The 11,849-nt window shown below is 54.5% G+C and carries 11 protein-coding genes; 5 read left to right on the top strand and 6 right to left on the bottom strand.

Annotated features, from left to right (window positions below):
• Positions 1-898: histidinol dehydrogenase (gene hisD, locus A7E48_RS10545; RefSeq protein WP_068173216.1), on the top strand; the 898-nt coding region annotated here is incomplete at its 5' end.
• The gene (nrdR, locus tag A7E48_RS10540; RefSeq protein ID WP_068173213.1) at positions 895-1,464 is read left to right on the top strand and encodes a transcriptional regulator NrdR; all 570 of its coding nucleotides are present in this window, start codon (positions 895-897) and stop codon (positions 1,462-1,464) included. The genes hisD and nrdR, both read left to right, overlap by 4 nt.
• Positions 1,465-1,508: 44 nt before the next feature.
• Here nrdR and A7E48_RS10535 read toward each other — a convergent pair whose 3' ends face one another.
• The 3 genes from A7E48_RS10535 to map all read right to left on the bottom strand — a co-directional run bounded on the left by A7E48_RS10535 (position 1,509) and on the right by map (position 4,309).
• Complete coding sequence (locus A7E48_RS10535; protein WP_233126076.1) at positions 1,509-2,411, bottom strand: bifunctional hydroxymethylpyrimidine kinase/phosphomethylpyrimidine kinase; 903 nt, start codon at positions 2,409-2,411, stop codon at positions 1,509-1,511.
• A 114-nt stretch (positions 2,412-2,525) separates the two neighbouring features.
• Positions 2,526-3,377, bottom strand: a complete 852-nt coding sequence (ppgK, locus tag A7E48_RS10530; RefSeq protein WP_083147383.1) for a polyphosphate--glucose phosphotransferase — start codon at positions 3,375-3,377, stop codon at positions 2,526-2,528.
• Between the two features lie 17 nt (positions 3,378-3,394).
• On the bottom strand, positions 3,395-4,309 hold the full coding sequence (map, locus tag A7E48_RS10525; protein ID WP_068173208.1) for a type I methionyl aminopeptidase: 915 nt from the start codon (positions 4,307-4,309) through the stop codon (positions 3,395-3,397).
• A gap of 186 nt (positions 4,310-4,495) precedes the next feature.
• Here map and A7E48_RS10520 point away from each other — a divergent pair, with 186 nt between their 5' ends.
• Positions 4,496-4,696 (top strand): hypothetical protein, encoded by a 201-nt coding sequence (locus A7E48_RS10520; RefSeq protein ID WP_068173204.1) that lies wholly within the window; start codon positions 4,496-4,498, stop codon positions 4,694-4,696.
• A gap of 90 nt (positions 4,697-4,786) precedes the next feature.
• On the opposite strand, the gene A7E48_RS10515 is transcribed toward A7E48_RS10520, so the two are convergent.
• The gene (locus A7E48_RS10515; RefSeq protein WP_198924147.1) at positions 4,787-5,437 is read right to left on the bottom strand and encodes a GNAT family N-acetyltransferase; all 651 of its coding nucleotides are present in this window, start codon (positions 5,435-5,437) and stop codon (positions 4,787-4,789) included.
• Positions 5,438-5,450: 13 nt separating this feature from the next.
• Positions 5,451-6,377, bottom strand: a complete 927-nt coding sequence (panB, locus tag A7E48_RS10510; RefSeq protein ID WP_068173227.1) for a 3-methyl-2-oxobutanoate hydroxymethyltransferase — start codon at positions 6,375-6,377, stop codon at positions 5,451-5,453.
• A gap of 102 nt (positions 6,378-6,479) precedes the next feature.
• Between panB and glnA the strand changes: the two genes are divergently transcribed.
• Both glnA and A7E48_RS10500 read left to right on the top strand, forming a co-directional pair.
• Entirely contained in the window at positions 6,480-7,820 is a 1,341-nt protein-coding gene (gene glnA, locus A7E48_RS10505) for a type I glutamate--ammonia ligase (RefSeq protein ID WP_068173198.1), read from the top strand.
• 72 nt (positions 7,821-7,892) lie between these two features.
• Positions 7,893-11,066, top strand: coding sequence for a bifunctional [glutamine synthetase] adenylyltransferase/[glutamine synthetase]-adenylyl-L-tyrosine phosphorylase (locus A7E48_RS10500; protein WP_068173225.1), 3,174 nt, complete (start codon positions 7,893-7,895; stop codon positions 11,064-11,066).
• Here the strand turns inward: A7E48_RS10500 and budA are convergent.
• Positions 11,063-11,815, bottom strand: coding sequence for an acetolactate decarboxylase (budA, locus tag A7E48_RS10495; RefSeq protein ID WP_068173222.1), 753 nt, complete (start codon positions 11,813-11,815; stop codon positions 11,063-11,065). The genes A7E48_RS10500 and budA overlap by 4 nt on opposite strands.
• Positions 11,816-11,849 lie beyond the last annotated feature (34 nt).

Below are 11,849 nucleotides of genomic sequence, written 5' to 3'. Positions count from 1 at the left end.
TATGAATACCGTTCCGGCTCAGGCGGCAGGAGTAGAGTCCATCGTGCTGTGCACACCGCCGCAAAAAGAATTCGGCGGGTTGCCGCACCCCACTATTTTAGCTGCTGCCTCAATCTTAGGAATCGATGAAGTCTGGGCTATTGGAGGCGCCCAAGCCCTAGCGTCCATGGCGTACGGGCTCACCGATGATGCGGATATTCTTGAACCAGTCGATACCATCACCGGCCCCGGTAACATCTTTGTTGCCCTTGCCAAGCGAGCGTTGCAGGGCGTCGTCGGTGTAGACGGTGAAGCCGGAACGACTGAAATAGCCGTCATTGCAGACTCCTCAGCGAATCCTGATTTCGTTGCGGCAGATCTTATATCCCAGGCAGAACACGATCCCCACGCAGGATCAGTGTTCATCACCGATTCGCCAGAATTGGCGGAGAAAGTGCAAGAGGCTATTGCTAGGCGTGCCAGCGCCACAAAGCACCGTGACCGCGTTAAAGAAGCCCTAGAAGGCCCCCAATCGGGAATTATTCTCACCGATTCACTGCAACATAGCGTGGACGTCGCTAACGCCTACGCTCCCGAACACCTCGAAGTACATACCGAATCTGCAAGCGCAGTAGCTGCGCAGATTCGCAACGCCGGGGCAATCTTTATCGGCCCCTACTCGCCGGTTCCGCTGGGTGATTACGCCGCTGGATCAAACCACGTACTTCCCACCGGAGGAACTGCGGTTTTCGCATCGGGGCTGAACACCAGCACTTTTATGAAGGTTGTTCAGCTCATTGAGTACTCCCAGGACGCACTCGCTACAATTGGGGATCACATTGTTACGTTGTCTACTGACGAAGATTTACCAGCCCACGGTGAAGCCATTACCGCCCGTACCCGAGGAAATAACGCATGATTTGCCCTTATTGTCGGCACCCCGATTCCCGAGTGGTTGACTCGCGTACATCCGACGACGGCGCAGCAATTCGCCGGCGCCGCCAGTGCACTGAATGTGGGCGCAGATTCTCTACGGTGGAAACCACCTCTGTTTCGGTCATCAAACGTTCAGGTGTAACTGAGCCGTTTAACCGCCAGAAAATTATCTCTGGCGTGCGCAAAGCATGCCAGGGGCGGCCAGTCTCCCAAGATGATTTGGCAAAGCTGGCACAGGAGGTGGAAGAGAGAATCCGTGCTCGCGGGCTTGCAGAAATTGATGCCCATGAAGTCGGGCTCACCATTCTAGAACCGCTCTCCAAGCTTGATACCGTAGCTTTTTTGCGTTTCGCCAGTGTCTACCAGGCCTTCGATAATCTGGAAGACTTTGAAAAAGCAATCGCTGACCTGCGTAAAGACCGGGTTGACACTCCTGCTCCTGTAAAAGAAGAAGGGAGCGCAGAGGAACGGAATTCTCCGGTTAATAAGACGGTGAAGAAATCCAAGACATCGTCTTCCGGCGAAATAGACCAGCCGACTCTGCTCTAACTGGTTTAAAGTCCCTGTCTTGCCCGGGGGGAAGGGGCGAGACTCTAACGGGGATCAATCAGTAGAGCTTGGGTAAAGAAATCTGCTTCGAGGGAGCAGGCACGTACGAAAGCGTTACGGGCTTGCTCCCTTTGTGCATTTGAGGCGTGTGTGAGCTGGTGCTCCATCACTTCGAGTGTTTGAGCAGTGGCACGCAAAAATTCTTCGTCCCGGTAAGTCTCTATCCACAGTTTGTAGGGGTGGTCATCCGCGATTTCTTCTGGAAGGTACTCCGAAAGCTGGGCATACAACCAGAAACAAGGGAGTATCGCAGCAACTCCTACAACATAGTCGGAAGCCACTTCAGCCCTTAAAAAGTCAGTGTAAGCAAGGGTAAGGGGAGAAGGCTCCACAATGTTTGGCAGAGGGAACTTTCGATGCATTTCCTGCTCCACCGTAATAGTCTGGGTGACCGCCTTCGCCCACATCTTTCGCTCCTCCTCATGAGGGGCGAGGGAAGAGAGCCGCGACAATACAGAGCTGTAGACCTGCAAATAGTAGTCGTCTTGCTCCACATAGAAATGGAACTGTTCTGCGTTGAGAGTACCTTGCATCAAAGCGGGAACAATGCTCTCCTGCGAAAATCGGTCCAACGCATCGCCTGCTAATTCCCACAATTGCTGGGTAAATGGTCCTGCTGCGGGCACAACAGCTTGTCTTCTAGATGGTGAAGAGATGGTGCTATGGGGAACCTGCAGTGAGAACTGGGCCTGGCGGCGGAGGCGGTGGAAATGATCGAGGGGGCCATTACCATGACCCACTTGTAGATTTTCACCAAACTCGAGTGCTTCTCTTACCCACGCTGTCGACCACTGGACGGCGTCGGGCAAGGAATCTCCGTTAGCGATACGGCAGGCTAATGATGATGAGAGCGAACAACCCGTTCCATGAGAGGCAGTAGTGGTAATTTTTTTGGGGGGGGACTTTGCAAATGAACATCACAAAATTTCAGCCATGCAAAGCAAAAGGTGCGGATGTTCCGTGAACATCCGCACCTTTGTATCCTAACTATCAGCTGACTCTTAGTCGACATCCTCCACGGTCTGGGTCCAGCCAGCAGCCCACAGCGCTGCACCGACGATACCGGCATTGTTGCGCAGGGTTGCCATGACGATGGGGGTCTCTACTTCATCTTCAAAGTAGGGAAGGAACTTATCGGGATTCTTCGAAACGCCGCCACCGATCACGAACAAATCGGGGGAGAACAGCATCTCAACATGGGTAAAGTAGCGGCGCAGGCGCTTACCGTACTTCTTCCAGGAGAGATCCTCGCGTTCGCGGGCACGTGCTGAAGCACGCGATTCGGCGTCCTCCCCATCGATTTCCAGGTGGCCCAGCTCTGTGTTGGGAACGAGCTGACCGTTGATAATGAGGGCAGAGCCGATGCCGGTGCCCAGAGTAATCACGGCGATCAGACCGTCTTTGTCTTTGCCCTGCCCGTAGTGAGCTTCGGCGAGTCCGGCGGCATCGGCGTCATTGAGGCCATACACGCGGCGCCCACCTAGCGCCTTGGACATGATGCCTTCCAAATCAGCACCAATCCAAGTTTCGTCTACGTTGGCAGCGGAGAGAGTACGACCATTTTTGACGACGGCGGGAAAGTCGATACCTATGGGAGAATCGGGTGCAGGCGCGAGGTCACGGGACTGTAGTTCTTCCACAATCTGCACTACAACCTCGGCGCAAGCCTCGGGTGTCGCCGGTGAAGGAGTGGGAATGCGGAAGCGGTCCGACACCAGGTTACCGGTGCGGATATCGACAATACCGCCCTTCATGCCGGTTCCCCCGATATCAATGCCGATGGCAAGATCAGCGGGAGTAGGTTTGGTGACCTCTACCTGAATTTCTACGGTTTCGGTAACAGTTTCAGTCATGAGTTCTATCTTTCGGGTTAGGAAATGGTGGGAAGGGTAAGAATATCTGCGCCGTCTTGGGTGACCACGAGGGTGTGCTCGAATTGGGCAGTGCGCTTGCGGTCGCGGGTGACGACCGTCCAATCGTCCTCCCACATATCCCAGGCAATCTCACCGAGGGTGAGCATAGGTTCAATAGTGAATATCATGCCCGGTTCCATCACGGTGTTGTATGCCGGAGCTGCGTCGTAGTGAGGCACAATGAGTCCCGAGTGGAACTCACGGCCTACGCCGTGACCGGTGAAATCGCGCACCACACCGTAGCCAAATCGTGCGGCATATTTTTCGATAACGCGGCCAATCACGTTGATTTCTCGCCCGGGTTTGACCGCCTTGATAGCGCGGCGTAGGGATTCTTCGGTGCGCTCAACGAGCAGGCGTGATTCTTCGTCTACATCGCCCACTAGCAGGGTTACATTGGTGTCTCCGTGGACGCCGTTCTTATAGGCGGTGACATCTAGATTGAGAATATCGCCGTCTTCTAGAACGGTGGAGTCGGGGATACCGTGGCAGATAACTTCGTTGAGAGAAGTGCAGACTGCTTTGGTGTATCCGCGGTAGTCGACGGTCGAAGGGTAGGCGTCGTGGTCGCAGATGTACTCGTGAATAAGCACATCAATCTGATCGGTAGTTGTTCCGGGCTGGGCAATTTTCGATGCTTCAACAATGGCATTGGCAGCTATCTCACCGGCGGCACGCACCATCTCAATTTCCTCGGGAGCGTACATGTTGGAGTCATTCCCCTCGTTCGCCTCTGCTTTGCCCACGTATTCGGGGCGTTCGATGTGGGCGGGAACGGAGCGCATAGGGGCAATGACGCCGGGGCGTAGGTAGCCCAGGGGCGCCTTGCCGGGTTCGGCGGGTAAGTTATGTGAAGCAGGAGTTGTAGCCATACCCTCTATCTTAAACCTTGTGGCAGGGTAAGGGTGTTGAGGTGATGTTTCAAGCTCAGAATCTTTTGCCAACCGAGAGGCGAAGAGGAGCTGGACAGAGCTCACCCAAGCGGTTGGATTGAACACGCTATGATAGAAAAGTAAGCAGACTCACTGAATGCATTTCATTAAACTCAAGGAGTAAACATGGCTATTGAAGATTTGAGCGGTGCCCGCGACGAAAAGTTCTGGTACAACCTTTCCACCGGTCAGGTAGAGAAAGGACAGCAGTCTAAGATAACTGAGCTGTGGGGACCTTTTGATACGGCTGAAGAAGCTTCGCACGCGATGGAAAAGGCAAAAGCACGCAACGAAGAACTTGATGCCCAGAAGGATTCCTGGCTCTAGAATTTAATCGTTTCGCTGTTGAGCGAGAAGGTTTTTAAACTTCAGGACGGTCACTACTGGTGAAGTAGTGACCGCCATTTTGCGCCGACATTAGGATTCAGCGGGGTGCAGAAATGCCCAGCTATAGATAGCGAAGAGTTCCTGGGAAGGGGCATAGCCTCTCTCACGTGCTGGGAAGGTCTTCTCAAACTGTTCGGCAGCTTCCGCATCTATCTGAAAGAGCGGGCTTTCGCTATAGACCCACCGTTGTCCGCCGAGTGAGCCTTCTGTGAGTTCTAGAACCAGAAGCGCCATCGGAAAAGATCCGTCGGCTATGCAGACCTTAAAATCGAGGCAGGCGCGGAATCCGCTACCGACGTAATTTTCTGGGTTGCCCATAATAACAACAGCTTCGTAGCCCAGCGCTTTAGCTCGTTCAAAACTCTCTTGCATGAGCATCTTGCCGATGCCTCTCCGCTGATAGCCAGGGTGCACCGCTAAGGGGCCGAAGGTCACGATTTTCTTTTCCTCACCCGCATCATTTTTCAGAGTGGACATCGTATACATGATGTTTCCCACCAGCTTGCCGTCAACTTCGGCAACCAGAGCCAGCTCGGGCACGAAATCTTCATGGGCACGCATGACGTGCACCAGATAGTGTTCGTTGCAGCCAGGCTGAAAAACGTTCCAGAAAGCATCCCGGTTAAGATTTTCAACTTCTTCATAGTCAGCGGAAGCCTCTAAACGGATCTCAACATTCACCTTTAGTGCTCCTTTAGTCATCAAAGCGATGCTCGGCAGCAGGGTAGGCTCCGGAGCGGACGTCGGCACGGTAGGCGCGAGCGCCGTCCTGAATTGTGTCAAAGAGGTTGGCGTACTGTTTGACGAAGCGGGCCATCTTGCCCTGGCGTAGGCCAAACATGTCTTGCCAGACCAAAACCTGACCGGTGGTTGCGCCACCGGCGCCAATTCCGATGGTGGGGATTTCCACGATGCGTTCAACCTCGGCAGCGACGTCTGATCGGAGCATTTCCATCAGAATGCAGAAAGCGCCTGCTTCTTCCATGAGTCGGGCCGTTTCTACAACCTTTGCCCCTGTTTCGCCGCGCCCCTGCACTCGATAACCGCCCAGAGCGTGTTCAGACTGGGGTGTGAATCCGATATGCGCCATGACAGGGATACCAGCTTGAGCAACCGCGCGGACGTGGTCAACGAAATAATCATTGACCTCCATTTTGACGGCGTGAGCGCCTCCTTCTTTCATCATTCGAACAGCTGTTGCCACAGCCTGCTCAGGGGACTGCTGGTAGGAACCAAAGGGCAGATCAGCTACAACCAGTGCTCGCTGTGCCCCGGCAGCTACTGCTCCAACGAGTGGAATCATCTGATCCACGGTGATGCTGAGAGTTGATTCGTGCCCTAACACGTTGGATCCGGCAGAATCGCCCACCAGAAGAATCTCGATTCCCGCACTATCAAAGATTTGAGCGGTGAGATAGTCATAGCTGGTCAGCATCGCAAACTTTTCGCCCTGTTTCTTTGCCGCAGCAAGATGTACGGTACGAATTTTGCGGACACCATCAAAGACACTGGCAGACTGTTTTTCTGGGTGCTCCGCCGGAGTAACTGGGTCAGGGGAGCTTTCGGAATACGGTGCGGTTTCCTCAGAACCGGCACGCAATGAATCATCTGAAGAAGTCATACCCACGACTTTACCCGCCTTGAGCTCAGAACCTTATAAAGTGAAAGAGAACAACTTTCTTCCCACGCTGGGAAGAAAACGACCATGTATTGAAGGAGCCCCGTGGATCGCCAACAAGAGTTCGTATTGCGCACCATTGAAGAACGAGACGTTCGCTTTGTGCGCATGTGGTTTACCGATGTGGTGGGCACCCTAAAATCGGTGGCGCTCGCTCCTGCAGAAGTTGAAGGTGCCTTTGCCGAGGGGCTGGGGTTTGATGGCTCTGCCATCGAAGGGCTCTCTCGCATCTATGAATCCGATATGCTGTTACAGCCTGATCCATCCACCTTCCAAATTCTTCCCTGGCGCGGGGACGAAGTCCCTACCTCTCGCATGTTCTGCGACATTCTCACACCCGATGGTGAGCCTAGTGCCGCGGATACTCGCGGAGTTCTCAAACGAACCTTAGAAAAGGCATCGGGTATGGGATTTACCTGCTACACCTCACCGGAGATTGAGTTCTACCTTCTCAAATCACGCGAACTCGGTGCCGACGGATTTCCCACTCCGGTCGATAGCGAATCCTACTTTGATCACACTCCCGGCGGTATCGTCCAAGATTTTCGACGACGCGCGGTAACCATGCTGGAAGAAGTCGGTATTTCGGTGGAATTCTCCCACCACGAGGCAGGTCCCGGTCAAAACGAGATTGATCTGCGCCATGCCGATGCGTTGCAAACAGCAGATAACATCATGACCTTCCGCACCATCATCAAAGAAGTGGCACTGTCACAGAACCTCTATGCGACATTCATGCCCAAGCCCTTCACCGACCACCCCGGCTCGGGTATGCACACTCATTTCTCCCTCTTTGAGGGGGACACCAATGCTTTCTTTGAAGCAGGGGCAGAGTTCCAGCTCTCCCGCACAGCCCGCCACTTTATTGCCGGCGTGCTCAAACACGCACCAGAATTTAGCGCTGTGACCAATCAGTTTGTGAACTCATATAAGCGACTGTGGGGTGGGGGAGAAGCACCCTCTTACGTGTCCTGGGGGCATAATAACCGTTCAGCACTGGTTCGTGTACCGCTGTACAAGCCAAATAAAATGCAATCAGCTCGCATCGAATATCGCGGTGTTGATTCGGCAGCGAATCCATACCTTGCCTACGCCGTTATCCTCGGAGCAGGGCTCAAAGGTATTGAAAACGAATACGAACTGGCGCCAGAAGTCACCGAAGACCTTCAAGCACTCAGCTCAGCAGAGCGCCGCGCCATGGGCTACCATTCGCTCCCTAGCTCCCTACACGATGCCATCCAGCGCACAGAAGATTCTGACTTCATGGCAGAAATCCTCGGCGAACAGGTTTTCGAACAGTTCCTGCGCAACAAACGTAATGATTGGGACGCCTACCGAGCCGAAGTCACCCCTTACGAGCTTAAACATAATCTCGGCATCCTCTAACCCCTGTCTTAACCTCGTTACACCTCACCGGAAGGAAGATCAGTGGCAGGAAATGAGCCCAATACTGACGCCATGAGTCTGGCAGAAATAGCCAAGCGCAACGAAAGCCGTATGCTCGCCGAAATGGTTAGCATCGGTTTCTTCGACGCTGCCAAAAGCGCCCGCTGGCTCAAATCTCCTGAGTTAGAGAGCATCGATCGCCAGAAGCTTTTTGCCGGGCTCCGGTATGCGCCCTCTCCTGACATCGCGTTGCCTGCAATCGTGCGCATGCTGGACAAAGATCCGACTCTTGCCCGCTATGTGGAACAGGGCGATCAGCAACTGCCTTTCTTCCGGTTACTGGGGTCATCAGAGGCTCTCGGAGACTTTTTGATGCGACGACCGGAGCATACCGACGTCTTCAACATTGATCCGACTGCACCGCAGGTCGACGAATTTCCCCGCACTCTGCTGCCCGAAATAGACCACGAGCACCTCACCCCCTTTGCGCCGCTTGACACCCAGTACCGCACACAGATGCTTCAAACGGTAGGGGCAGACCCTGCAGCGGCCAACCCGATTGCCACTATGGGCGGAAAAGATGCCTACGTTACCCTTCGCTCGCAATACCGCAGGTTCCTTTGTGAAATAGCTATTCGTGATACGTGCTCACCAGCACCCCACGAATTCATGCCCACCGTGGGGCGAAAGCTCTCCGATCTCGCTGCCGCCACACTCGACGCAGCGCTGGCGATATCCCGTCAAGAAGCCGGCGAAAAATTTGATGCAGCCGAAGTCGCACAGGTTGAAGTTGCCGTCATTGGTATGGGCAAATGCGGCGCCCGTGAACTCAACTACATCTCCGACGTCGACGTTGTCTACGCGGTGGACCGTGTGCCGCTTTCCGACCTGCCCGCCGATACCCAGCAGATAGATGAATCTACCGCATCCGCCATTGGTAGCGAGCTCGTGCAAGGTCTCGCCCGCGCCATCATGGGCCCAGCCCCAGAACCGATGCTGTGGGAAGTTGACGCAAACTTGCGCCCCGAAGGCAAAGACGGCGCGTTAGTGCGTACCGTAGATTCCTTCAAAACCTACTACAAACGCTGGGCAGAGAACTGGGAGTTCCAGGCGCTCCTCAAGGCCCGCCCGGTTGCTGGCAACGCTCAACTGAGCAAACGTTGGATGAGCGCCATGCACCCTCTCATCTGGGAATCAGCGGCGCGTGATGGTTTTGTGGAATCGGTTCAAGCAATGCGCGCTCGCGTGACTGACAACATTCCAAAAGCAGAAATTGACCGGCAGATTAAGCTCGGCCCGGGCGGTTTGCGGGACGTCGAATTTACCGTTCAGCTTCTGCAACTGGTGCACGGTCGAACCGACCCTACGGTGCGAACTCAAGCTACCGTTGACTCGCTGGGAGCACTCACTAACGCCAGCTACATTGGGCGAGCCGATGCCGCCCAATTCACCGATGACTATAAATATCTCCGCTTATTAGAACACCGCATCCAGCTTCTGCGCATGCGCCGAACCCATCTGATGCCCGATAAACCGGCAGATCAGAGGGTTCTTGCTCGTTCTATTGTTCCCACAGACGAAATCGGCAAGCTCAACGTTGATGAAATGATGAAGGCATGGAACCGGCTCAAACGCCATGTAAAATCGCTGCATCAGCAACTCTTCTTTAGGCCCTTGCTGGCAGCGGTTGCCAACCTGAGCAAAGACGAGCTTGCGTTGACTAAAGAAGCTGCACAGGATCGTCTTGCGGCCCTGGGCTATAAAGACCCCCGTGGAGCGATGCGCCATATTGAGGCGCTTACCAAGGGCATCCAACGCTCAGCAGAAATCCAGCGCACCATCATGCCGGTACTTCTAGGCTGGTTTGCCAAAGGCGTAGATCCCGATGCTGGTCTTCTGGGATTCCGCAGAATCTCAGAATCACTAGGTACCACCCCCTGGTATCTTCGAATGCTACGAGATTCACCGGCAGCAGCAGAGCGCCTGTGCCAGATTCTCGCCTCATCGCGTTTTATTGCAGATATTCTTGAAGACGTTCCCGAATCCATTGCCTGGCTCGACCGGGACGCCGAGCTCAAACCGCGTAGTTTTGATGATCTCAACACTCAAATACGTAATCAGCTCACTCGCCATCCCCAAACCGACAGCGCCATCCGAAATCTGCGCCTGATTCGCCGTCGGGAAATTCTCCGACTTGCCATGGGCGAATCGGCAAACCTGCTGGATATTGAAGACATTGCGATTGGCTTGTCCAACATAGACCAGGCGGCCATAGAAGGTGCGCTGATGATTGCCCAGCGCGAGCGTTACCTGGGCGAGGACTCAGACGACGTAATTGAGCCTCTCACCGACGTCGCCATTATCGCCATGGGTCGCCAAGGTGGTCGCGAGATTGGTTACGGTTCTGACGCCGATTTGATGTACGTTCACCAACCCCGCCCCGAGGCGGACGAACGCGAAGCTCTCGCCGAGGCAAACGAGCTGATTCAGCGCACTGTTCACCTGCTCAAGCAGCCATGCAAGCCACCTATCCGCGCTGAAAAGGTTCTAGAGATTGACGCGGATTTGCGGCCCGAGGGTAAATCAGGGCCTATGGTGCGTTCGCTTGATTCCTACCGCGAATATTATGAGCGTTGGGCAGATACCTGGGAATTCCAGGCGTTACTGCGCGCCCGTCCTATTGCGGGCTCCTATGAGCTGGCGGCGGCTTTTGTCGATTTGATTAATCGCTACCGCTATCCCTCTCGTTTCGAGCAGAAACAAATCATTGAAATTCGCCGGATGAAAGCGCGGGTGGAGAATGAGCGGATGCCGCGTGGTGCCGACCGTACCCGGCAACTCAAACTGGGCAGAGGCGGGCTGAGCGATGTGGAGTGGATCGTTCAGCTTTTGCAGCTGTGTTTTGCTCACGATTTTCCGCAGCTTCAGGTCACCGGCACCATCTCCGCGCTCAACGCTGCTGCAGAGTTGGGTCTAGTAGGGGAAGAGGATGCCGAGACCCTCAAAGACGCCTGGAGACTCGCCACCAAAATCCGCGGATGCAATGTGCTGCGTACCGGGCGCGCCTCTGACGTGCTGACCTCCCAGCGTACAGATTTGGAAGCAATAGCCCGCTGGTGCGGTTATGCGCCCGGACACGCACGTGATCTTGAAGAGGACTACCTGCGACTCACCCGCCATTCGCGGCAGGTGTTTGAACGACTCTTCTTCGATACCGATTTACTGCGGCTGGAGCCTCGGTTCTAGTGTTTCTCCGCTTTCGAAATCTGCTCAGAAAGGTTATCGGGAGATAGATTTGCCTCAGAAAATGCCTCGGTAAGCGGCAATTGCAAGCGCAAATCGGTGCCTGGGCAGATTTCGACGTTGGCTCTTTTCAGCTTGAAGTCGACCACGTGCCCACCGCGGGTGAGTGATGAATCAATGAAGTGTGCGTGACAGCCGGGAACGCCAATGCCCTGCTCATAAATGGGCGTTCGGAACGCCACAATGGTGCCCTCGACGTCGTCGAACTGCACAATCTCTTCGTTATCGGTGGCATCTACCATTTTGGGGTAGGGCTTACTCTGCTTGATGACCGTGCGGGTGCGTACCCAATCGAACTCGCCCCAGATTTTCAATGCATACATATAATTCTTGGAACCGGTGAAATGATCGAGGATTTCAGCGGCAGAAGTGCGCAAAAGGTTCTCAGGCAATTCCCGCTGTAGTACCGGTTGAAAATGGGTGACGACGGCAAACGGGGTGCGTTGATTTAGTCCGGCTGGGGTAACGGTGCCGTCATGGCGCATCTGATAGCAAATCCCATCGAGAACGATCATCTCGCCGTCGAGCCCGTCAAAGGTACCCACGCCAAAATCGCCGTGGGTGAGCAACTCGCCGATGGTGAGCTCGCCGTCGTAAATTCCATCCAATAGCTGGGACATCAATCCGGTTTGGAACACCTCGTTCCTGCGCTGAATAGGCTGATGGGCGCTGGTTAAATTAGGGGTTTTCATGGTTTCCTCCATCATTCGTTGGACCAAAGCAAAG

Origin of the sequence: Rothia sp. ND6WE1A, assembly GCF_001683935.1 — a bacterium.
GTDB classification, from domain to species: Bacteria; Actinomycetota; Actinomycetes; order Actinomycetales; family Micrococcaceae; genus Rothia; species Rothia amarae.
This window is presented reverse-complemented; position numbering and strand designations above follow the sequence as displayed.